Raw genomic sequence first — 22,359 nt, forward strand, 5'->3', positions numbered from 1 at the left:
CGGTTACGCTGGGCGCTGCAATTGGGAGCGTCCCCAAGCAGCCAAGGCGAGGGACACTTTCTCGTAGCGCGGGAGCGTGACACGCTGCCTAAACACGTCGAAATTCTGCGCTTCGATGCGGGCCAGCAGCCGTTGATAAATTAAACGCATGGCTTCCGCGGCTGCCAGCGAGCGCTGGTCTTCAGGGGCGAGGGCGGCACGCGCGCGCAAGTAATACGCCCGCGCGCGGCCGCATTCGAAGGCGAGCAAACTGGCCACACGGGAAGAATAGCGCCCCTGCAAAAGATCGCCCTCGGAGCAGTCAAATTGCACGAGATCGCACCTGGGAATGTAAATGCGTCCTCGCTCGGCGTCCTCGCGCACGTCGCGGAGAATGTTGGTCAGTTGGAAAGCAATGCCGAGGTCGATGGCGTATTGCCTGGCGGAGGGCGAAAGGTAGCCGAAGATTTCGATGCAGAGCAAACCAACCGTGCTCGCAACCCGGTAGCAATAAGTGCGAAGCTCCTCCCAGGTTTCGTAGCTGCGCGGGCGCAGGTCGGTTTCCACGCCGTCGATGAGTTCGTGAAAGTAGCGCTCCTGCAGGGGGAATCGCCGAACCGAGTCTGCTAACGCACGGCTGATCGGATGGCGGGGAGTGCCGTGGAACACAGCGCCGACTTCGTCGCGCCAGCGTTGGATGCCTGCGGCGGGTGACCAGGCAGGGTCAGACCGATCCGCAACATCGTCCACAAACCGGCAGAACGCGTACACCGCGTACAGTGCCCGTCGTTTTTGTGCGGGCAAGAGGTGGAACGCATAGTAAAAATTGCTGGAACTCCGCCGGGTGACCTCTTCGCAGTAGCGGTAGTCTCGTTGAAGGGAGGTCGGGCTGCGGTCGTCCAGCAACAAAAACGGCCGGCGCGGCGTCGGTTTGGCGAACTGCCACAGCAGGCGAGCCTTATCCCAAGCGGATAGGGTTGGGCGTTGGTGCAAAACGTCGTAGTCAATGCGCACGATGCGGTCTAAAATCGCCAGTCCTCCATGGGCAAAGAGCCGGACTTCGCGAGCAAGGTCGGCCGAGACGTGCTCTGCTAGGGAAAGGCCGCTTTCCAGCAGAGTGCGGGCGCGGGCGACTTGGAACTCCATCAAGCCGCGAAATCGTTCGCGATCTGCGCCGTGCTCGAGGATGTCGCCGATCGATAGCCCGAAGCGCTGCAGCTCCTCCTTTGGCAAGTACACTCGGCCCCTGGCAGCGTCCACGGATACATCTTGCCAGAAATTCGCGAGTTGAAGGCCGGTGCAAATCCGGTCGGCAAGCTGCTGCCGCTCCGCGTCGCGGTAGCCGAACAGACAGAGCACCAAGTGGCCTACCGGGTTTGCCGACCGGGTGCAATACTGGAGCAAGTCGGCGTACGTTGCAAACGGGCGAAATTGGGCGTCGTACCGGAATGCCTCCAGCAGTGCCTTAAATGGCTCGACAGCTAGGGAGAAGCGTTGAATGGTATCCGCGAGCGCGACAAAGATGGGCGACTCGGGCTGGCCGGCCACGCAGGCATCCAATTGTGCCTCCCATGCGTCGAGCGCGGCGAGGCGCTGGTCGGGAGTTTTTTCCCCTTCGTCGGCCAGGTCGTCCGCGACGCGCGCAAAGGCATAGATGGCTGCGATCGCGTCTCGCAGCCGCCGAGGTAGGAGGTAAGAGCCGAGCGGGAAATTTTCGTAGTGGTTGCGGGCAATGGTCCAGCAGTGCCGGTATGCCTCCTGGAGCTCAGCCGCATCCCTCATGGTGAAACGCCTCGTGTGGGGGCAAGGTGCGTGTTCTCGGCGCTAGCTCTGCCCGAGCGAACTTGTTGTAAGCGCTGGCGCACCTGGCCAAGGGCCATGAGCGGGAAGTAGATGCGGTAGCCGTCGTAGCGAAGGTAAAAATGGCGGGGAAAGCCGGTGCCGGTCCAGAGCCGCTCCTCCCAAGTGCCGTCCGACTTTTGCGTTTGTAAGAGGAAGCGCACGCCCCGCAGCAGTTCCGGGCTGACGCCATCCTCGCCGGCAAGCAGGCCGAGGATCGCCCATGCGGTTTGCGATGCGGTCGACTCGCCCCGCCCTGCTAGGGATTCGTCGTCATACGAAGCCAGGGTCTCGCCCCATCCGCCGTCGGGGTTTTGGTGGTGTTTGAGCCAAGCTACTGCGCGGCGTACATGGCTCGCGCGCAGGTCATCGCCAATGGCACGCAAGCCAGACAAGACCGACCAAGTCCCGTAAATAAAGTTCGCGCCCCAACGGCCCCACCAGGCACCATGGGGGCGTTGCGTGCGCAGCAGGAATCGATGCGCTTTGCGGACCCGCGAGCTTTGCAAGTCGTAACCGTATTGTCCCATCAACTCGAGCAACCGGCCGGTGAGGTCTTCGGTGGGCGGATCGATCATTGCCTCCATGTCGGCAAAGGGAATTTGGTTGAGGAATTCGCTGTCGTTGTCGGTATCGAAGGCGGCCCAGCCACCGTTCTGACTTTGCATGCCCAACGCCCAGTTGAGGCCGTAGGCAATTGCCCGCTGCTTGGCGCGGTGATTCTTGGTGTGGATGCGTTGGAGCTGCATCAAGATGACGGCGGTGTCGTCGACGTCCGGATACCAATCGTTGGCAAACTCGAAGGCCCAGCCTCCGGGATCGAGATCTGGGTTGTAGATGCTCCAGTCGCCGCGACGGAATATTTGGTTTTGAATCAGCCACTCGGCGGCTCGGGACAATGCCGGGTGATCCGCGTTCAAACCGGAGTCGAGCAGGGCCTTGGCAGCGAGTGCGGTGTCCCAAGTGGGCGACACGCACGGCTGCATCATGAGCGCGTCTCCGTCAGCGATCAAGAAGTCGTCGATCGCCTGGATGCCTTTGAGAATTACAGGATGATCGTCAGGGTAACCGAGGGTCTTGAGCGCCATCACGCAATTCAGCATGGGTGGTTGAATCCCGCCCCAGCCACCGTTGCGGTCTTGTCGCTCTAAGATCCACTGCTCGGCGCGCCGCAGCGCATGACGGCGTAGAGGGGCCCACGGCACGTGTTTCCCGAGCAACTTCAGAGTTGCGTCCACGGCCAGGAAGAAGTTCCGCCAGCTCAAGGTCCTGTCGCCGCGAGGAAATGCCACGGCATCGGGCGAGGGGGGCTCGAGCCAAAGCTCTTGTAGATGGAATTCGGGGCCGAGCGGTATCTGTGGCCGCAGTGCCATAAGAATGGTGAGCGGGACCACAGTTTCGCGAGCCCAGCTCGAAAACGCGTAAATGTTCACAGGGAACCAAGGTGGGAGGAGGATCAGCTCCACCGGCATCGACGGAAGTCCGTACCAAGGGAATTGGCCGAAGTAGGCGAGAAAGCAGCGAGTGAACACGCCGGCACGTGCGAGCCCACCCTGCGCGCGAATGAACTCGCGCGCCTTGGTCAAGCGGTTGTCATTGACCGAAAACCCGCAGAGTTTGAGCGCAAAGTAAGCCTCGATCGTCAGGCTCACATTGCCTGGTCCACCCGGGTACAGTGACCAAGATCCGTCTGGGTTTTGGGTGGAGAGCATGTGCTCGGTCAGCCGTGCCTCTGGCCGCGCAGCCTCGCGCCGCATGAAGCGGTTAAAGAAAACGTACTCGGCATCCATGGTGACATTGGCTTCGAGCGGGAAGTGCCAGTAACCAGCGCTGGATTGGATCCGCAGCAGGTGGCTTTGGGTGCGGCGGATCGTCTCGTCGAGGGCTTTCTCGATCTCGCTACCGATCTCTTCAGAGGCGCTCGGTGCTAATGCTTGACTGCGCAACATATCGTTCATGTTCACCTCCATCTTCAGGGGGCCAGTTCACCGGAAAGCATTGGCAGCCACGGGCAAGAAAGCGTTCCACAAAGGCGGCCCGATTTTCTGGGCAAAGACAAACCACAGCACCGCCCCCGCCTGCGCCCGTGACCTTTGCTGCCCAGGCCCCCGCCGTGAGGGCTTGTGCCACCAACGTGTCGATCTCCGGAGTAGAAACCCCAAGATTGTGAAGAATTCTTTGATTTTCGTTCATGGTCACGGCGAGGATTCCCCAGTCTCCTCGCTCGATGGCAGCGGCGGCACGTTCCGCGAGTTGTCCGATCCGGGCGAAACTCGCGTCCACTGTTTGCGGATCGTGCTCGCGGCGTCGCTGGAGCAGCTCGACCACGGTCCGCGTGGATCGGGGCTGGTCTCCCAAGAGGACGACAAGCGGAAGCGGCGCTGGCGCAGAGAGGGGCAGCGGGCTCTTGCCGCGAACGAAGCGGAGCAAACTGCCTAGGGCGACGGCGGTGTTGTCGACACCGGACGGTTGGCCGTGGAATAGGCATTCGAGCTTGTAGGCGCAGTTGCTCACGTCACCGTCCTCCAACGCGATTCCATAGTAATCGGCTATCGCCCGGATGAGCGCGACACTCAGGGCTGCCGAGCTGCCGAGCCCCATTCCCGGAGGAACCGCCGAATTCACCCGAACGGCCAAGTGCTCCGCCGGCAGCCGCAAGAGGCTTCCGGCGAGGGACAGAAGTTGCCGGATGCTTACGGGCGGCGTGTTACCGTGCAGCGTTCCAGAATCTGTTTCTGTCGGGACGAGATTGCCCGGCCCCACTTCGACGTGCACCCAGCGGTCCACAGGCAAAGCGATGGCGGGCCACCCGTAAACAACGGCATGTTCCCCGAGAAGGATGACTTTGCCGGGGGCCCGGCCTTGGCCAACGCGGAGTGGATGCAAGGCGTCGCCCTCAGGCTGCGCGTTTGCGTGACGCGACAATTTCCCGCGCTTTGCTGAGCTTCACCTCGCCGCTGGCGATGAGCTCTTCGACAACCTGATCAACAATGTCCTCCGTGGCACCGGCGGCGAGTGCAAGCCCGCGGGCATGGAGGGACATGTGTCCCCGCTGGATTCCATCAGTGGCCAGAGCGCGCACAGCAGCGAAGTTTTGCGCTAGGCCGACGGCTGCCATGACCGCCGCGAGATCCCGGGCAGAGCGTGCGCGCAAGAGCCGCAAGCCGAAATTTGCGCGCGGGTTGCATTCCAAATTGCCGCCCACAATGCCGACGGCCAAGGGGAGCTCGATAGAACCAATCAGGGCTCCGTTGTGGACCCGCCATTCGCTGAGTGGACGATACTGCCCGTCGCGTGCGGCGTAGGCGTGCGCTCCGGCTTCGATGCCTCGCCAGTCTTGGCCGGTAGCTAAGGCCACGGCGTCGATTCCGTTCATGATTCCCTTGTTGTGGGTAGTGGCGCGGTAAGGATCGGCGTAAGCGAAGGCCCAAGCCTCCTCGATCCGTCGGGCGACTTGTTCCCCGGAGAAGTCCTTGGTGGCGAGCAGGTGGAAAGGAATGCGTGCCGTGGCGCGAGCGAGGCGCTGGTCCGCCAGGTTGGACAAGATGCGCAACCTGGTCTCCCCGCCACTGAGTTCCTCCAGCAAGGGCGCAACCGCTTCGGCTATGCTGTTGATTGCGTTAGCCCCCATGGCATCGCCGACATCGACGAGAATGTGCACGATGAGCATCGGGCCACAGGGGGTATCAGGGAGCGGCCGCAGCTCGATCTTCCGGGCTCCGCCGCCCCGTTTCAGCATGTTGGGGTGAACAGAATTTGCCACCGCCAAGATGCGACCCGCAGCCGCAAGGATTTGCTCTTTTGCTCGGTCGATATCCGGTAAGTTCACTAGTTGGATTTGGCCAATCATCAGCGACGGATCAGCTTCGGCAAAAAACCCGCCGGCGTCCCTGACGATGCGGGCAGCGAAACTGGCCGCCGCAACAACCGAAGGTTCCTCGATGGCCATGGGAACGAGCCGCTCGCGGCCGTTGATTAGGAAGTTCAACCCAACACCGAGGGGTAGGCCGAGAACGCCGATGGCGTTTTCGATCATGTGGTCGGCCACCTCAAACGGCAGCGGCGTTGGGGTCAATAGTTCGGCGACCTCGTTTTCTTCGAGGTTGCCCATACGAGCGAGGGTAACGAGACGCTCTTTGCGCGGAAGCTTGTAAAAGCCTTCGATGCGCGAACTGATGGGGTTGATTTCCATGGGTCTACTTCCTCCCTTGTGCGGTCTCCAAAGCACGGAGCCATGCTTCCAAGCGTGGCCCAATGACCAGTGGTTGATGTTGGAGTTCTGCGACGGAGCGCGAGCCCGTGAGCAGCATCGCCGTGCGGAGCCCCCGGATGCACTGCCCGATGAATGCTTCCGCTTGGTCTTTGCCGCCGGCGCGGTAGGCGCGAAACACAGGTAGGGCCATGCCGCAAAGGTCGGCGCCTAAGGCCAGCGCCTTGGCTGCGTCGACCCCGTTGCGGAGCCCTCCGCTAGCGATTCGCCGCAGCGGAGAGCCTCGTAACGCGAGCAGTGCTGCTGCGGTTGGAATTCCCCACGAGGCAAACTGTTCCCCTAACTCGGCGGCTTCGCCAGCGCTGCGGAAACTCTCGACGCGGACCCAGGAAGTTCCCCCAGCGCCAGACACGTCGACGTACCGTACGCCGACATCCTGCAGGCGGTGTGCGACGAGCGGTGAGATGCCGCAACCGGTTTCCTTAACAATGAGGGGCACATCGAGTTCGTTCGCGATGCGGTTGATGGTGTCGTAACCACCGCGAAAGTCGCGGTCGCCCTCGGGTTGCATGAGTTCTTGGGCAGCGTTGAGGTGGATGCACAGCCCATCGGCGTCGACGCTGTCAACGAGTTCCCGCAATGCGCTCGTTGGTGTTTGGGCCGCTTGTGTAAGCCCAATGTTGGCAAGGATCACCGTGGTCGGGGCGAACTTGCGCACTTGGTACGTCCAAGCGAGTTCGGGCTCATGCTGCATGGCGCGTTGGCTACCGAGACCAAAAGCGATGCCGCAGCGTTCCGCCACCGCGGCAAGGTCGCGATTGATCGTGAAAGCCTCCGGTGCCCCGCCAGTCATCCCGGTAATCAGGAACGGCGCCTGCAAGGTCTTGCCGAGAAAATCCGTGCAGAGCGAGAGGTCTTCGATCCTGAGCTCGGGCAAGGCGTTGTGGATGAAATCCACTTCTTCGAGCAGGGTAGTTTTCTCGGGGTGCTCCACTGGGGCCTTCTCACACAACTCGAGGTGCGAGCGCTTGCGTTCCTCGATCGCGGTCGGGGTGCGCGGCGACCTTGTCTTAGGCTTGTGCACAGTAAACTCCTTCAGCCGAGGGCGCAGCAACAAGGGCAGGGAAGCCTAAGTGCTGCCAAGCTTGCGCAACTTGAGCAGCGGCTTCGTGCGTGCTGAGAGCGATGGCGCAGTCGCCGCCACCCGCGCCAGAAGGTTTGGCTGCGGAGCCCGCTTGTTTCGCTGCGGTTAGAAGGGTTTCGAGTTCGGTTGTGAGGTAGGGAAGCCTGGCACGGGCAGCAAAAGCAGGGAGTACTTCGGCCGCTTGGGCCCAGATGTGCAGGGCGTTGCCGCTGCCGTGAAGCGCTGAAGCGAAATTCGCCACTGCTTGAATGCTGTCGTCGAGAAATTGTTGGTGGACTGTGGGGTGGGTCTGCTTCGCGCGTTCGTACGCCTCGATCAGGGCGGAAGTGGAAGCAGAGCGGCCGCTCCAACCGACAATCAAGCGAAGGTGCTCGGGCCATTTGAGGTGCGTAATCCCCACGTCCTCCGCCTCGGGCTCGAAAAGGATTGCCCCGCCGTACACGCTCGCGGCGACGTCCCCACCGCTACCCCGCCCACCTTGAGCTCGGCGGTGCGCAGTCACGGCGCGCTGATACACGAGATCCGTCATCTCCTCTGTGGCTCCTCGGCCGTAGGCCATTTCGATCAACACGGCGCTGATCGCAGTCACCAGAGCGGCGCTACCGCCAAGGCCAACTTTTTGCGGCCGGCCGAAGTACTCTGGAAATTCAATTTGCAGGTGGAGACCGGTTGGCAGCCGGAAGCGTTCCGCGGCCGACAATCCTGCAAAGCACGCAGTGACGAAGCGGAGTGCGTTCCCGATGGGAGCAGGTGCGCTCAGTTCCTCGAGCGCGGTATGCACACCGTATTGAGGCAGTGACACCCAAGTCCCCCGAGGATGTGTTTGCGGCTCGGCCAGCACCCGGACCCCGGGTTCGAGGGCGGCAATGATGGCCGGGCAGGAATCCAGCACGGCATACTCTCCGAGTACGAAGAGTTTCCCTGGGGCGGTGGCGTGCACGGCGGTCATGAAAGTGGCTCCTCGACCAAACGCGCGTCCTCGCCGGGGCGAGTCAACAGCACTTCCGTAACTCCTGGTGTGTCACGCAAGGCAGCGGCTACGCGAGACTCGTCGGTTTTGTCGCACAACACTTTGACTTGTGGACCGGCATCGATCGTGAAGTACGCTGGGACCCCGGTCGCGCGCAGTTCTCGTACGGTGGCGATGGCGGCAAGCGTTCCCGGTGCCCAGTAGATTAGTGGCGGTTGAGCAGTTAGGGCCACCGCGTGCATCTTCAGGCAGTTATGTTCTGCCAAGGTCCCCAGCCGCTCGAGGTCGCCAGAACGAATGGCAGCACGGGCGGTGTCTAGGTCGGCATCTTGAGTGGACACCCACACGGGGTAAAAGGGCGAGGTCGTGGATCGATGCATGCCGTCCCGTGAGCCGATGGGTTTTGGATTCGGATCGATGACGGCAATCACTACTGCGAGAGGCCAATCGTGCGGCCAGGGCAACGGCAATGCGAACGAATCACTGCCGTCAGGCAGTTCGCCCGCGCGCCACTCGACAAATCCTCCCCAGAGTGATCGGCATGCTGATCCGGACCCACGTCTTGCCAAGGCACTCAGTTGCTGCCGGGAAAGGTTCAGGCCGAGAAAGTGCGTGAGTGCAAGGGTCAGAGCCGCGAACGTTGAGGCCGACGATGCTAAACCTGCGGCCACTGGAAAGTTGCTCCGAGTGTGGACGGATATGGCCCCCTCGCTCCCGGCAAGTGCACAGCAGAGTCGGACAAATTGGCTGACATTGCGAAGCGCCTGTCCTTCGACGCGGTGACCGTTTGACCAGTACTCGTCGTTTGGCCCTTCGGCCGCCTGGATCGTGACTTCTGTAGAGAGCCCCCCCAGGGTCAATGAGATGCTGCCAACACTCGGAAGGTTGAGCTGTCGGTCGCGTTTCCCCCAGTACTTTACCAGGGCGACATTGGGGTGAGCTCGAGCCCGGACGCGCTTTACTGGCTCGTCTCGCCTTCCGGTGCCAGTTACCGCTCTCAAGCCTTCCACAGCCCCTCCTCTTTTATTGAGTTTTATTGAGGCGTCTCAACCTTACTCGGGCCGATCAATCTAACGATATAAACCGCCAGCTATAGACCAAAAGCTCTAAACCAATCGGTTAGTACCTACCGCGGCGGGCACTCTAAATCAAGGCCGCCTCCCCGACCAGCCCCATTCGTGGCGCCCGCCGCTCCCCTTCCTGAATCCCGTCAATGCGCCGACCAATGGAAGCCGATCAAAGCCGATCAATGGACACCCACCAATTTGGACACACGGTTCGTGGTCACGCGGTTCGTCGCGGTTCGTGCACAGCCACCAATCTGTCCGACCAACACGAACGTGGACAGCCACACACGAACGTGGACAGCCACGAGTCTTGCGCCTCACGACCCCCTTTGATGATGGACACCGACTGAAGTTTCTGTTGTTCTGGGTGTTGTTCTGGCCACCCAACAATCCCGTCCGTTGTCACCCAGCCAGAGTCCGCCTCCGGCGGGTTGCGTGGACGCCCGGGAGGAGGCCACGGGGGGCAGATGGAATAGTCCGGAGCCCCCGAGACGGAGAAGGTTCTGCTTTGAAACCGTACTTGAGCAAGCCGGCCCTGCGGACAAGCAGAGGGCAAGGACGCTGGGGCCCGCGGCGTCCGTCACTTTAAGTCGGTATCAACAAGGGTGGCTTTTGACGAAATAACGAAGGGTGGCTTTCCGGTTAGAGATTGCTTGGTCCCGACGTCCCTGGCCTGCAGAGCGGTGGCTCCTGCTTTTGGCAGCCGTGGGTTTCTGTGGTCGGCGCCGAAGCTCCCGTTCAATCAATAGATGCAGTACTGCACCGGCATCCACGCCCAAACGCGCCCTGCAGTCAACTCGTGTGTGGGCGGCAAGGGTACAGGCGGAGTCGGGCGCACGCGGTCGAGTAAGGATTGCCAGAAGGGCCGAGGGCGCGGGTAGTGGATAACCGCAACGGGTTCAGCAGGGTCGAACCCGCCGAGCAATATCGCGGCATCGAGGGCTTGTTCGAACCCGCCGATGGCATCCACAAGACCGAGCCCAAGGGCAGCCTTGCCGCTCCAAACTCGCCCATGTGCGGCAGCGTCCACCTGAGATGACTCCAGTCCCCGTCCAAGTCGGACGATGTCGAGGAACCGCTCGTAAAAATGGCGGGCATGCCGTTCCAAAACGAGTTTTTCTTCGGGAGTCAGCGGCAAAGCATCAGAAGCTAAGCCGACGTGTTGCCCGCGGGCGACACGGTCTTTGTCGATGCCCAGCCACTCGTACAGGCCACGGAGGATAAATTTGCCGCTGAGAACCCCGATCGACCCTGTAATGGTGTTGGCTTCGGCAAACACGGGGCGCCCGGCAACTGCGAGGTAGTAACCGCCCGAAGCCGCAACATCGCCGAGCGAAGTCACGAGGGGCTTTTTCTCTGCTACTGCCGAAAGAGCGTGCCAGATGCGATCCGCGGCGAAGGCGGTCCCGCCTGGGCTCACCACGCGCACGAGCACGGCTTTTACCCCTGGAGATTCCTTGATTTGCTCGAGGTCGTGCAACAGCGTGGTCAAGCGGGAGCGAGGCGCGGGACCATCGAATAACGAACCAGCAATGTGCACGATGGCGACGTGCTCGCCCCGGCGACGCCACCAGAACCGGCGAAGTTCAATCACCCGCCGCCGGTTGTATGCATGGAAGTCGATGGCCTCGGTGCGGGAAACGCCGGTGAGCTCCAAGGCCTTTGCCTCCGCGATAATCGCGTCCTCCAGCGAGTCGACCAATCCCTGATCTAACGCCGTCCGCGCATCGTAGGGGCCATTCTCGATCGCTTGGATCGCCCGCTGCGGTTCCCACCCTCTGCCGCTTGCCACTGCGGCTGCGAGGCTTTCGAGTAAGTGGTCCACAAGCGCTTGCGCGGCCTCGCGGTGCGCTGCGGACATCGCGGTGGCGGTGAACACTTCGGCCGCACTCTTGTACTCGCCGACTTGGATGATCTCCGGTTGAATGCCCAACTTGGCGAGGGCGCGAGAGAGAAACCATACCTCGGCGGTCAGCCCGTGAATTGCCAGTTCGCCCGCGGGCGAAAGGAAGATGTGATCGGCCGCGCTCGCAAGTACGTATTCCGGCGCTTGCGCCTGGCCGAGGGCGACGTACACACGCTTTCCAGCTTTGCGCAGCGCCAGCAGGCTCCGGTGCAACTCTTCGACCTGTGCCCATCCCAGGAGTGCCTGTTCGCACTGGATAAAGACTGCTTTGATCCGTTTATCCTCCCGCGCCCAGCGGAGTGTCCTCACCAATTCGCTGAACGTCAGCGGGTGCCTCGTGCTCCAAAAGCCAGAGGGCGCTGCTTCGCGAAGCTCGCCTCGCAGGGTGATCCGAAGAACCGCGAATGGACGTTTTCGCCCGGCGATCCAGCGCAGCGCCTCGCCAAGGTAGTGGAGCGTGAGCCGGATCCCCAACCACAGCCGCCAAAGCATGCGAGGCGCTTTAGCAAATCCTCACAGGTGTCACGACAAACTTTTCCGGGGCCAAAGCTGCACTCGAGCCGCCGGCGGGTATCGCTGGCGCCGCCTAAAGTGCGGCAGCTGGCGCAGGGCTCGAAGGGAACTCAGCGGCCTACAACCGAGCGCCGCACCGCTTCAGCCGCGAGCACGGAGCCGTGGGACTGTTCGGGAGTTTTCTCACTGGCGTGTTTGGCGAGCTGCGCCGCCTTCCAGGCAAAGAGCCCTTTGCGAACATATTCAGGATCCAACTGCAGTTGCTCGCAGACGTTCTCGAAGGAGAAGGGCCAGGTGCGGTCGGTAGAAGAAATCCACTCCTCTGCTTCCAGGAACAGCTGGCGCTTTTTGCGCTCGTGGGCAAAGAGGTGCTTTTGGAAGCACTCGACCGCGTCCTGCAGAAGTGCGACTACGAGCCGCCGCTCTGGCTCGTGCTCCAAGCGCCGCCTCAACGCCGCAAAGTATTGCGAAGGGAGCACCGCATCCGGGTTCAATAGGTGAACGAACCCGTCGGGTTGATATTGCGGTTCAGGCATAGTCTTGCCTCCTCTGGGTCCGCTTCGAGCGACAACCCGCACGCCCACAGAACATGGCCTGGGAGCGCGGAACAGAACGCCCATTTGTCGAGCCAGCCCTGAACGGCAGGCGATATGGCCGCAGCCCACCTCTCCTGTGGAGCGGAGCACGGCTACCGACCGACGGCAACGGGACAGATAATATTTTAGCGGCGCGCATCAGCACTGCCTCCGCCAGCTAAACAGCGAAAGACGCCCCGCACCCGCACGTTCGTTTCACGTTGGGGTTGCGGAGTGTAAACCCAGCGTTGATCAAGCCGTCATTGTAATCGAGCTCGGTGCCATTGAGATAGAGAAAGCTCTTACGGTCAATGATAACACGTGCGTCCTCAGTTCCAAACACCTTGTCCCCACTGCGTTCGCTGTCCAGGTCCATCTTATACTGCAGCCCGGAACAGCCACCACCCACAACTTTGATCCGCAGGCCGAGCTCAGGTTTCCCGGCTGCCCGCACAAGCTCTCGAATTTTTTCAGCGGCACGCGCGGATATCGTTATCGCCATCCCTGCAACTCCTAGCTACGCCCCAAAAGCCTGTGAAACCTCGACCAACATGGTTTTTTCCCTAGTGTTCAACACTGCTGGCCCGCAAGGCCCCTCTGTAGGTGGCCACAGGCTTTCTTCACTGCGAAGAACTGTGCCGCTGCCGGGCGCTGGCGGCGTATTCGGGTGACAAGGCTCGCAGTCGTCGCACCTCTTGGGCAACCCGGAGGATCACGTAGTCTACGTCATCCTCGGTGTTGAAGCGTCCAAGGCCGAAGCGGATCGAAGACTGCGCCAGTTCTTCACTGACGCCAATGGCCCGCAGAACATGGGATGTCTCCAAAGTGGTCGAAGTGCACGCAGCACCGGACGATACAGCCACATCTGCTAGCGCCATGAGGAGCGACTCGCCCTCCACACCAGGGAAACTAACGTTCAGGTTCCCTGGCAATCGGCGCGTAGGATGGCCGTGCAGTATGACGTCGTCGACCTCGCGGAGCAGACCTTCGTGCAGGCGGTTCCTCAGGACGGTGAGGCGCTCCGCCTCCTGCGCCATCTCCTCTCGCGCGATTCTGCAAGCTTCGCCAAGGCCCACAATGCCGGGAACGTTCAATGTGCCCGAGCGCAACCCTCGCTCATGCCCGCCGCCGTGAATTTGCGGCGCCAAGCGTACCCGTCGTGGCTTCGAGCGCACGTACAACGCGCCGACGCCCTTCGGACCGTAAATTTTGTGTGCGCTGAGCGAGAGCAGATCGGCTCCGAGGGCGTGAACGTCGACGGGAATCTTCCCGACGCTCTGGGTGGCGTCGGTGTGGAAAAGGATGCCCCGTTCTGTTGCCAGCCGCGAAATTTCAGCAAGCTCGTGAATCGTGCCGATTTCGTTGTTTGCGTGCATGACGGAGACCATCACGGTCTGCGCTGTGAGCGCTTTTCGAATATCCTCCGGATCGACGCACCCGTAGCGGTCTACCCGCACGTAGGTCACCTGGGCTTTGCCCGAGCGCTCGAGGTAGCGGCAGACGTCGAGGACTGATTTGTGCTCGGTAGCGACGGTGACCACGTGGTTGCCCCGGTTGGCGTAAAATTCGAGAGCCCCCTTGATTGCCAAATTGTTCGATTCGGTTGCCCCGCTAGTAAACACAATCTCGCTGGGCTCGGCGTTGATGAGTTTGGCCACCTGAGCGCGCGCCTGCTCCACCGCCTCTGCGGCTTCCCAGCCGAACTGATGGTGGCGGCTGGCTGCATTGCCAAACTTTTCGCAAAAGTAAGGCAGCATTGCCTGCAATACGCGCCCATCCACGGGAGTGGTGGCGTGGTGGTCCATATAGACGCGGCGATCCGTTCGCATTGGGCCCTCCAGTTTAGTGAACGCTCACCGCTGAACATAGGGCGAGCCCTAGAAAAGGTGCGACGGGCGTCGTGCGCGACAATGGCTTAGGCTCTGGGCGCTGCGGTGTGGGCATCACCGGAGTGCGCCGGGAAGAGGACGCGTTTTAGGTACTGGCCCGTGTACGAGCCTGGCGTGCGTGCGACCTCTTCCGGCGTACCCTCCGCGACGACCCGTCCACCGTGCTCTCCTCCCTCGGGGCCTAGGTCGATGAGGTAGTCTGCTGCCTTGATCACGTCCAAATTGTGCTCAATGAGCACGACCGTGTTGCCGCTGTCCACGAGCCGGTGAAGCACGTCTAACAGTCGGCGCACATCTTCGAAGTGGAGCCCTGTGGTTGGTTCGTCCAAAATGTAGAGCGTGTGGCCACTGCTCCGGCGCGCAAGCTCTTTTGCGAGTTTCAGTCGCTGTGCCTCCCCACCCGATAAAGTGGGCGCCGGTTGGCCCAGCGTAAGGTAGTCGAGACCGACTTCATAGAGTACCCGGAGCTTGTGCTGGATGTGGGGAACGGACGAGAAGAAGTCGAGGGCCTCGGCGATGGTCAGGCTTAAGACGTCGGCGATAGTTCTCCCTTTGTAGCGCACCTCTAAGGTTTCGCGTTCGTAACGCTTGCCGCCGCACACGTCGCAGGTCACGTAGACGTCGGGCAAGAAGTGCATCGAAACCCGCACGAGACCTTCGCCGCGGCAAGCTTTGCACTGCCCACCCTCCACGTTGAAGGAAAAGCGCCCGGCGCCAAAGCCACGCGCGCGTGCCTCCGGCAGTTGGGCGAACCAGTGACGGATGTCGTCGAACACCCCAGTGTAGGTCGCGGGGTTCGAGCGCGGCGTTCTGCCGATCGGGCTTTGATCTACTTGCACAACCCTGCTGAGCGATTGCCAGCCGGAGATCTCCTTGAACGGGCCATCCTCCAGGCGCGCTTGTCCGAGCCGAGAGGCGACCGCTGGATAAAGCGTGTCTAAGACTAACGAGCTTTTGCCGGCCCCGGAAACACCAGTAACGCAGGTGATCGTTCCCAACGGGATCGAGACGCTCACGTTCTTCAGGTTGTGCGCCGTTACGCCTTCCAGTCGCAAAGAGCTGCCGTTCCCGCGGCGGCGACGGTCGGGAACAGGAATCTCTCGCCGCCCGGATAAAAACTGGCCGGTCAACGACTCCGGATTACGACTGATTTCCTCTGGGGTCCCACAAGCGACAACTTGGCCGCCACGAGCCCCAGCGCCTGGGCCCATGTCGATCACGTAATCTGCTGCCGCGATGGTGTCGCGGTCGTGTTCGACGACAACCACCGTGTTGCCAAGATCGCGCAGGCGGCGCAGCATGGCGAGCAAGCGATCGTTATCTCTTTGATGGAGGCCGATCGAGGGTTCGTCGAGGATGTACAGCACCCCGCTCAACGACGCCCCTAATTGCCCGGCGAGGCGGATGCGCTGAGCTTCCCCGCTGGAGAGTGTGTCTGCTTTTCGCCCCAAAGATAGGTAACCGAGGCCGACCTCGATCAGGAAGCCGAGGCGCGACAGAATCTCCGCGACGATCGGCTTTGCAATTTGTTGCTCGGCCCCCCGTAGGTCCAGACTGGCGACAAAAGCTTGGCACTCGGGGATCGTTAGATTGACCACCCCCGCAATGGTCCGAGAGCCGAGGCGTACGGCCAGCGCCTCAGGGCGAAGCCGACTGCCCTGGCATGCAGGGCAGGGTTTCGTGGTTTGGTAGCGCTCCACGTACACCTGCTCACGCCCCGTTTGTCCGCCACGCGCGAGGCGCTTCTCCAACATCGGGATCAGGCCCGGATACCGAACCAGCGTTGCCGGACCGTTGTCCGTTTTCGTCCTTTGCTTGTTTCCCAGCGGCGAGGCAGACGGCCCATACAGGATCAACCTGCGGGCGTGTTCCGGCAAATCTTGCCACGGCGTAGCTAGAGAGAAGCCGTAAGCGCGGCCCAGGTTTTCTAGTATCTTGCCCAAACGTGTTCGCGGGTCGATCGGGCCCCACAAAGGAATTGCCCCCTCGAGCAGCGAGAGACTGGGGTTTGTCACTAGGAGTTCTGGGTCGAAGGTCCGCAGTTCGCCCAACCCCTTGCAAGTCGAGCAGGCACCATGTGGATTGTTGAATGACAACATCCGCGGGGTGATTTCGGGAAGCGAGAATCCGCATCGTGGGCAGGCGTTGCGTTGGCTAAACAGCCAGCTGTCCGTGACTTCTTCCGTGCCGCTCCCGAGCGCCTCGACCAGGGCGACCCCTTGGCCCCAGCGTGCTGCGAGCTCCAGGGAATCGGACAGGCGGCTACGCATCCCGTCGCGTACCACGACGCGGTCGACCACCACTTCGATCGTGTGCAACTTTCCGCGTGCGAGCGAGGGAACGGAGTCGAGATCGTGCAGGTGCCCGTCGATGCGAACCCGGACGAATCCCGCTTTCCGGAGTTTAGCAAGCTCTTGCTTGTGCTCTCCTTTTCGCTCTCGCACCACAGGAGCCAAAATTTGCAAGCGCGTGCCAGAGGGGAGCTCTAGGAGTTGGTCGACAACTTGTTGCGTGCTCTGGGCGCGGACGGGGACGTTGCAGTTGGGGCAGTAGGGCGTACCGACGCGGGCAAAAAGCAAGCGCAAGAAGTCGTAAATCTCCGTCACCGTCCCAACGGTGGAGCGAGGATTCCGGGACCAAGTCGCTTGTCCAATGGCGATTGCCGGGGAAAGCCCGTCAATCGAGTCCACGTCCGGCTTCTCGATCTGCTCGAGAAATTGCCGTGCGTAGGTCGATAAAGACTCCACGTAGCGCCTTTGACCTTCAGCGTAGAGTGTATCGAAGGCGAGCGAGGACTTACCCGAACCGGAAACGCCGGTGATGACGACCAGGCGTTGACGGGGAATGCAAACGTCGACGTTTTTCAAGTTGTGCTGGCGTGCGCCACGAACAGTAATGTAGTCTTGCATGCCCGCGTAGAACCGAACGTGGCGGTGCGCGCGGTGTGCGTCAAGCGCCTCCGGTAAGGGGACGGAGAATTATTTTTTCCAAAAGAGTATCTGTGCTAACTCGGCGGGGCAAAAGGAGGCCGCCGGTGGGAAAAGTTCACTTTGGAGTCACGTTGCCGCAGATTAAGCGGAAGTGGGAGGAAACACGCGCTGCAGCGGAAACCTTTGAGTCGCTGGGGTTCGATTCTGTGTGGCTGAACGACCACCTGTTCGGCGTTCCCATGCCGAATCTGCCCATCTTGGAGGCCTGGACCACGCTTGCCGCAGTGGCCGGGGTGACACAGCGCGTACGGCTTGGCACACTGGTTAGTCCGGTTGGGTTTCGCAACCCGGCGCTGTTAGCGAAAATGGCCGCAACTCTCGACCATATCAGCAACGGGCGAGTGATTGTTGGTTTGGGTTGCGGGTGGTTTCAAATGGAGTTCGAAGGCTACGGCTACACGTTTCCCGCTTTATGCCAACGTCTCGAGCAATTAGAGGAGGCAGCGGTGCTGATGAAGCGGCTGTGGACGGAGCCGCAGGTGTCGTTCGAAGGACGGCATTTCAGCGCCCGGGATGCCTTTTGCGAGCCCAAGCCCACGCAGCGACCGCATCCGCCTTTGCTCATTGGGGGCGGGGGCGAGCGGGTTTTGCTCCACCTCGTCGCAATTCATGCCGACATCTGGAACAACTTGGCGGTGAACCAGAACGAACTGCCTCGGAAGATTCAGGTTCTCCGCGAGCACTGCGCACAGGTGGATCGTAAGTGGGACACCCTCACGATTTCTCAGCAATGCTTGGTCGTGATTGGAACGGATGAAGCGGACGCAGAAGCTAAATTACAAAAGGCTCAGGCGATTTATGGTGGGCACATGGGTTCGCCAGGGCCTCTGACATTGGCCGGCAGCCCGGAAAAAATCATCGATCGCATCCATGCGCATGTCGATCTTGGTTGCACGATGTTTGTGATGGAATTTTTCGGTCGTGACACGCGCGAGCCAGCGCGCCTGTTCGCCGAGCGGGTCATGCCCGCTTTTGCTTAAGGTGTTGGAGTAATACGCGTGACTGCAGTAGGAGTTTTTCAGCGCTGTCGGGCATCGCGGCCGCTCGCCAGAGCGGCCGCCCGTGGTCTTGTGGTTCTGTGGTTGGTGTGTCTACCAGGTTGCGTTTTTGTGCAGGCTGATTTGAACCCGTTTCGAACCCGGCCGGAGCCCTTAATCGAGCGCAAGCTGGAAGGCAGGGGTAGAGACAAAGTTGTTCTCGTGGAGATTTCGCGGCTGATTGTGTCGGCCGAGCGGCCCGGTTTCTTGGGTTCCAGGGGCCAGAGTTTGCTCGCGCGTGTGCGCGAGGAGCTGAAGCGGGCCGAGGAGGACGATCGCGTCCGGGCGCTCGTGCTGCGCATCAACAGCCCGGGAGGCACAGTCACAGCGAGCGACACGTTGTACCACGAAATTCGCGAATTTGCTGCGAAGAGCGGGCGGCCGGTTGTGGCGCATTTGTTGGACGTAGGGACTTCAGGGGCATACTACGTTGCCCTCGCGGCGGACGAGATTGTTGCAAGCCCGACCACGGTGACTGGTAGCATCGGCGTACTCCTCGCAGGAGTTAATGTGAGTGGGCTCTTGGACAAGATCGGCGTGAAAGACCAGACACTAAAGTCTGGTGCGCTCAAGGATGCCGGGTCGCCTCTCCGTCCAATGACACCTGCGGACGAAGCCGTACTCCTGGGGATTCTGTCTGCCATGCACGAACGCTTTCTTTCGCTTGTGAAAGAACGTCGGCCGCAGGTGGTGCCCGAGTCTTGGGACAAAATCCGCGATGGCCGAGTCTTCTACGCCAGCGAAGCATTGGCGTTAGGTTTGGTCGATCGGATTGGTTACTTGGACGAGGCGATCGAACGCGCAAAGCAGCTCGCGCAAGTGACGGAGGCAACCGTGGTCACGTACCGCCGGCCCTCCCAGTACGCGGAGAATATTTATTCTGTTGCAGGCTCGGCGGAGACGCCGTTGTTGCCGCTTTGGAAGGTGTTGGGCACGGACCTAAGCTGGTTCTTCGGCGGACCGGAATTTTGGTACGTGTGGCTTCCGGAACCCGTCCCCTGACTCCTCTGGCGTCAGGGTCTGCCTAGACGCGCATGGAAAATCGTGTTTGGCTTCCCGCCGTCGTCGCGAGTACGTTGTACTTCGGCGCCGTGGCGGAAGCGGACAACGATTTTTGGATGCACCTGTTTGTTGGCCGCTGGATCGTGGAAACAGGCGGCGTCCCGCGTGTGGACCAACTCAGTTATACCGCTACTGGCGCGCTGTGGGTGGACCATGAGTGGCTCTGGCAAGTGGTGGCTTTTCAATTATTCAGCTGGGGCGGGAGCCGTCTGCTTTACTTGGTCAAAGTCCTCTTGGTGTGTCTCTGCGTTGCCTCGGCGGCGTGGAGTATGGCGCAACTCCGCGGTTCGCGCTCTGCTGCGGTCGCAGGCGCGGGTACGCCGTGGACTTGGGGCGTGGCGCTGTTGCTGGCAATTCCGGTGCTTGCCCGCGGATGGGCGATGAGGCCGCAACTTGTCACCTATGCGTTCCTCCCGGCGCTCTTGGGCCTCTTGGCCGAGTGGGAGCGAGGGCGCCGCAGCCGCGGGCTGGTCGCGGTGATTGGCTTTGCCATTTGGGCGAACCTGCACGGTGGATTTGTGCTTGGCCTTGCGGTGTTGGCGTTGTTTGCAGCCACCGGAGTATGGAGAGGATGGCGGGAATTCGCACAACGGGTTGGGCTCCTCATTCTCTGTGGGACTGCAGCTTGCCTCAATCCATACGGTGTGCGGCTGTATTTATATTTGGCAGACGAACTGGGACGGTCTCACCCGATTAGCGAATGGCAGCCCGTTGCTTTGGCAGCGGAGCACACGGCGTTCTTTCTCTTGGCGGTGGTTTTCTTGGCGACTGTTCGGTGGTTGCCGCTTCGGCCTTCGTACATTTGGCGAGCAGTCTTGGCTGCCGTCGTGCTCGCGTTCGCTTGGCGACACCAGCGCCATACGCCGGTGTTCGCTTTGTGCGTGATTCCGCTGCTCGCCGTACAACTCGATCAGGTTGCGGCGCTGTTTAGAGCGCGGGGATGGTCCTTGTCGCCAACCGCAAGCAGAACTGTTGCGACCGGAGTTGCAGTGATTGCCCTTGTACAGGGTGTGTTGGTGACCTTGGGGATTCGAGAACACGGCGGCCGCTTCGTCTTTCACTCGCAAGACTATCCGGTCCGGGTCGTTCAGGGGCTCAAAGCGGGAGGTGCGCGCGGCAACCTCGCTGTACCCCTTGATTGGGGCGGTTATGTGCTTTGGCACTTGGCGCCGCTAGTGAAGCCGTCGCTCGATGGGCGCTTTGCCACGGTATATCCGGAAACCGTGGTGGCCGACAACTTCTCGTTTTTCCGTGCCGAGCCAGGTTGGCGCAGGCTGCTTTCGAACTACCCGACCGAGGCGGTGTTGCTTCCCGCGGGAGTATTCCATCCGCTGCAGCGGGAGCCTGGCTGGCAGCGACTCACAGGGGACGATGTGGCAAACCTCTACGTTCGGGCGGACCGGTTGCATGCCTTCTCTCTTGCCAACTTGCCGGTAGACAGCGGCAGAACTCTGTACTTCCCGTAACGGAGCGAGACATTTCCTTTCGACGGTCGGCGTGGTTTGCGGGGTCGTCGTGAGGAACGGGGCAAAGGATGATCCAAATCGGCTGCTGTGGTTGGGCGAAGGCACAGTCGTTCTACGTGCGAGAGCTCAACGCGGTTGAGCTCCAGCAAACGTTTTATGAACCGCCACAGCGACGCACGTTGGAGCGTTGGCGGCAGGCTGTTCCCCCGCAGTTCGCGTTCACAGTCAAGTGCTTCCAGTTGGTGACGCACGAGCGCACGAGTCCTACCTATCGCCGTCTGCGCCGTCGCCTGCCAGCCGGTGTGGAGGTGGGCCACTTCCGTGACAACGACGCCGTACGGGCGGCGTGGCAGGAAACGTTGGAGTGTGCACGAGTTCTTCGTGCTCCGATTGTCCTTGTGCAAACCCCTGCTCGCTTCGAGCCCACGGCCGAGCATGTCCGCCGCCTTCGTTCCTTTGCCGCCTGGGAGCGCGATCCCGGGGTGACGATCGCCTTTGAGCCGCGCGGCCCGGCGTGGACTCAAGATTTCACCGACCAGCTTTGCCGCGAACTCGGTTGGTTGCGGGCTGGTGACCCCTTCGCTTTACCTCCCCCCGATCCAGTGCAGCAACAGGTGGCGTACTTTCGGCTTCACGGGCGCACAGGCTACCGGTACCAGTTTTCACCGGCGGAGTTGCTGCAAATCGCGCGTTGGGCGCGGGCATATCTGGAAGCGTGGGTGTTCTTCAATAACCAAACTATGTGGAATGACGCTCTCGCGTTTCGTGCGGTGCTTGGCCGGGCGAGAGCGTAAGGGCGAAGGGGTGCAACTTCGCCCCCGCGGAGTCCCAGGAACGCTGGCTACTCCTGTTGAGCTCGATTGCGGGCTATGGAAGGAAGACGAACGGCCGCTGGCGCGTGACAGGAGGCTACATGTTATTGGAAGGGAAAGTTGCTGTGGTGACGGGTGGCGGATCGGGCATCGGTCGCGCCGCGTGTTTGGCCTTGGCAAGGGAAGGGGCCGCCGTGGTGGTGTCGGACGTGGACTCCATGGCGGGCGAAGGCACGGCCGCGCTGGTGAGGAAACAGCGGGGCGTTGCCCGATTCATTGCTGCGGACGTCGCGGAGCCGTCGGAGTGCGAGCGGTTGGTACGTGAGACCGTTGCGACCTTTGGTGCGCTCCACGTGTTGTATAACAATGCGGGGATCGCCCTCCCGCTCCAGGATGGTTTTACGCCGAGCGTTGCCCCGGAGGTTTGGGATCGCGTCCTGCGCGTGAATCTTTCCGGAACGTTCTACTGTTCACACTTCGCGATCCCGGAGATGGCAAAGGCTGGGGGAGGTGCAATCATCAATGCCGCCTCTTCCATGGCGTTGTTGCCTCTGGGTGGTCTAGACGCGTACGCCGCAAGCAAGGGCGGCGTGGCTGCGCTGACGAAATCCATGGCGCCGGGTTGTGCTGCGTTGGGGATCCGCGTGAACGCGATTTGCCCCGGTTACGTAGATACGCCGATGAACGCGGTGATTTGGCAAAACGAGCCTCTTAAGGAAGCATTCGCCCGTGGGCATGCCATGGGCTTGCAAACGCCCGAGGAAATTGCGGAGGTTGTGGTGTTTCTCGCCTCTGAACTAGGGCGAAGCTTCATCGGCGCCGTTTTGCCGTGCGACCGTGGGTGGACGGCCTTTAAGCAGCCGGACCTACTACGAGGGTGAGCTTCGTTGACGCAGTGCT

Annotated in this window: 17 protein-coding genes; 5 read left to right on the plus strand and 12 right to left on the minus strand. The window is 61.3% G+C overall.

Going from position 1 to position 22,359, the window contains the following annotated elements:
* Nucleotides 1–3: 3 nt before the first annotated feature.
* The 12 genes from hpnD to uvrA all read right to left on the minus strand — a co-directional run bounded on the left by hpnD (nucleotide 4) and on the right by uvrA (nucleotide 17,001).
* Nucleotides 4–1,761 carry a presqualene diphosphate synthase HpnD gene (gene hpnD / locus N3C12_05950; protein MCX8071978.1) on the minus strand — a complete coding sequence of 586 codons (1,758 nt, stop codon included), beginning with the start codon at nucleotides 1,759–1,761 and terminating at the stop codon, nucleotides 4–6.
* Complete coding sequence (shc, locus tag N3C12_05955) at nucleotides 1,758–3,776, minus strand: squalene--hopene cyclase (GenBank protein ID MCX8071979.1); 2,019 nt, start codon at nucleotides 3,774–3,776, stop codon at nucleotides 1,758–1,760. Before shc ends, hpnD begins: the two co-directional genes overlap by 4 nt.
* The gene (gene mvk, locus N3C12_05960; protein ID MCX8071980.1) at nucleotides 3,730–4,743 is read right to left on the minus strand and encodes a mevalonate kinase; all 1,014 of its coding nucleotides are present in this window, start codon (nucleotides 4,741–4,743) and stop codon (nucleotides 3,730–3,732) included. The genes shc and mvk overlap by 47 nt, the downstream gene beginning before the upstream one ends.
* The gene (locus N3C12_05965) at nucleotides 4,715–6,010 is read right to left on the minus strand and encodes a hydroxymethylglutaryl-CoA reductase, degradative (GenBank protein MCX8071981.1); all 1,296 of its coding nucleotides are present in this window, start codon (nucleotides 6,008–6,010) and stop codon (nucleotides 4,715–4,717) included. The genes mvk and N3C12_05965 overlap by 29 nt, the downstream gene beginning before the upstream one ends.
* Before the next feature lie 4 nt (nucleotides 6,011–6,014).
* Nucleotides 6,015–7,112 (minus strand): type 2 isopentenyl-diphosphate Delta-isomerase, encoded by a 1,098-nt coding sequence (gene fni / locus N3C12_05970; GenBank protein ID MCX8071982.1) that lies wholly within the window; start codon nucleotides 7,110–7,112, stop codon nucleotides 6,015–6,017.
* Nucleotides 7,099–8,121 carry a hypothetical protein gene (locus tag N3C12_05975; GenBank protein ID MCX8071983.1) on the minus strand — a complete coding sequence of 341 codons (1,023 nt, stop codon included), beginning with the start codon at nucleotides 8,119–8,121 and terminating at the stop codon, nucleotides 7,099–7,101. The genes fni and N3C12_05975 overlap by 14 nt, the downstream gene beginning before the upstream one ends.
* Nucleotides 8,118–9,152, minus strand: a complete 1,035-nt coding sequence (gene mvaD / locus N3C12_05980; GenBank protein ID MCX8071984.1) for a diphosphomevalonate decarboxylase — start codon at nucleotides 9,150–9,152, stop codon at nucleotides 8,118–8,120. Before mvaD ends, N3C12_05975 begins: the two co-directional genes overlap by 4 nt.
* Before the next feature lie 799 nt (nucleotides 9,153–9,951).
* Complete coding sequence (sppA, locus tag N3C12_05985; protein ID MCX8071985.1) at nucleotides 9,952–11,607, minus strand: signal peptide peptidase SppA; 1,656 nt, start codon at nucleotides 11,605–11,607, stop codon at nucleotides 9,952–9,954.
* A gap of 131 nt (nucleotides 11,608–11,738) precedes the next feature.
* Nucleotides 11,739–12,164, minus strand: a complete 426-nt coding sequence (locus tag N3C12_05990; GenBank protein ID MCX8071986.1) for a hypothetical protein — start codon at nucleotides 12,162–12,164, stop codon at nucleotides 11,739–11,741.
* A gap of 217 nt (nucleotides 12,165–12,381) precedes the next feature.
* Nucleotides 12,382–12,705: an iron-sulfur cluster assembly accessory protein gene (locus N3C12_05995; GenBank protein ID MCX8071987.1), complete on the minus strand. Its 324-nt coding sequence runs from the start codon at nucleotides 12,703–12,705 to the stop codon at nucleotides 12,382–12,384.
* Between the two features lie 118 nt (nucleotides 12,706–12,823).
* Nucleotides 12,824–14,032: an IscS subfamily cysteine desulfurase gene (locus N3C12_06000; GenBank protein MCX8071988.1), complete on the minus strand. Its 1,209-nt coding sequence runs from the start codon at nucleotides 14,030–14,032 to the stop codon at nucleotides 12,824–12,826.
* 86 nt (nucleotides 14,033–14,118) lie between these two features.
* The gene (uvrA, locus tag N3C12_06005) at nucleotides 14,119–17,001 is read right to left on the minus strand and encodes an excinuclease ABC subunit UvrA (protein MCX8071989.1); all 2,883 of its coding nucleotides are present in this window, start codon (nucleotides 16,999–17,001) and stop codon (nucleotides 14,119–14,121) included.
* A gap of 125 nt (nucleotides 17,002–17,126) precedes the next feature.
* Between uvrA and N3C12_06010 the strand changes: the two genes are divergently transcribed.
* The 5 genes from N3C12_06010 (at nucleotide 17,127) to N3C12_06030 (ending at nucleotide 22,340) form a co-directional block, all read left to right on the plus strand.
* Entirely contained in the window at nucleotides 17,127–18,062 is a 936-nt protein-coding gene (locus N3C12_06010; GenBank protein MCX8071990.1) for a TIGR03560 family F420-dependent LLM class oxidoreductase, read from the plus strand.
* 141 nt (nucleotides 18,063–18,203) lie between these two features.
* A complete protein-coding gene (sppA, locus tag N3C12_06015) occupies nucleotides 18,204–19,121 on the plus strand; it encodes a signal peptide peptidase SppA (GenBank protein ID MCX8071991.1) in 918 nt (305 codons plus the stop codon).
* Between the two features lie 32 nt (nucleotides 19,122–19,153).
* Nucleotides 19,154–20,647 (plus strand): hypothetical protein, encoded by a 1,494-nt coding sequence (locus N3C12_06020; GenBank protein ID MCX8071992.1) that lies wholly within the window; start codon nucleotides 19,154–19,156, stop codon nucleotides 20,645–20,647.
* Between the two features lie 68 nt (nucleotides 20,648–20,715).
* The gene (locus tag N3C12_06025) at nucleotides 20,716–21,441 is read left to right on the plus strand and encodes a DUF72 domain-containing protein (protein MCX8071993.1); all 726 of its coding nucleotides are present in this window, start codon (nucleotides 20,716–20,718) and stop codon (nucleotides 21,439–21,441) included.
* 119 nt (nucleotides 21,442–21,560) lie between these two features.
* A complete protein-coding gene (locus N3C12_06030) occupies nucleotides 21,561–22,340 on the plus strand; it encodes an SDR family oxidoreductase (protein ID MCX8071994.1) in 780 nt (259 codons plus the stop codon).
* The last annotated feature ends 19 nt before the right edge of the window (nucleotides 22,341–22,359 follow it).

It is taken from the genome of Candidatus Binatia bacterium (assembly GCA_026415395.1).
Classification (GTDB): Bacteria; Desulfobacterota; Binatia; order HRBIN30; family HRBIN30; genus HRBIN30.

Coding starts and splice junctions, on each gene's coding strand:
- hpnD (MCX8071978.1), bottom strand. CDS start 1,761: ATGAGGGATGCGGCTGAGCTCCAGGAGGCATACCGGCACTGCTGGACC.
- shc (MCX8071979.1), bottom strand. CDS start 3,776: ATGAACGATATGTTGCGCAGTCAAGCATTAGCACCGAGCGCCTCTGAA.
- N3C12_05965 (MCX8071981.1), bottom strand. CDS start 6,010: ATGGAAATCAACCCCATCAGTTCGCGCATCGAAGGCTTTTACAAGCTT.
- N3C12_05975 (MCX8071983.1), bottom strand. CDS start 8,121: ATGACCGCCGTGCACGCCACCGCCCCAGGGAAACTCTTCGTACTCGGA.
- sppA (MCX8071985.1), bottom strand. CDS start 11,607: ATGCTTTGGCGGCTGTGGTTGGGGATCCGGCTCACGCTCCACTACCTT.
- N3C12_05990 (MCX8071986.1), bottom strand. CDS start 12,164: ATGCCTGAACCGCAATATCAACCCGACGGGTTCGTTCACCTATTGAAC.
- N3C12_05995 (MCX8071987.1), bottom strand. CDS start 12,705: ATGGCGATAACGATATCCGCGCGTGCCGCTGAAAAAATTCGAGAGCTT.
- N3C12_06000 (MCX8071988.1), bottom strand. CDS start 14,032: ATGCGAACGGATCGCCGCGTCTATATGGACCACCACGCCACCACTCCC.
- uvrA (MCX8071989.1), bottom strand. CDS start 17,001: ATGCAAGACTACATTACTGTTCGTGGCGCACGCCAGCACAACTTGAAA.
- N3C12_06020 (MCX8071992.1), top strand. CDS start 19,154: ATGGAAAATCGTGTTTGGCTTCCCGCCGTCGTCGCGAGTACGTTGTAC.
- N3C12_06025 (MCX8071993.1), top strand. CDS start 20,716: ATGATCCAAATCGGCTGCTGTGGTTGGGCGAAGGCACAGTCGTTCTAC.
- N3C12_06030 (MCX8071994.1), top strand. CDS start 21,561: ATGTTATTGGAAGGGAAAGTTGCTGTGGTGACGGGTGGCGGATCGGGC.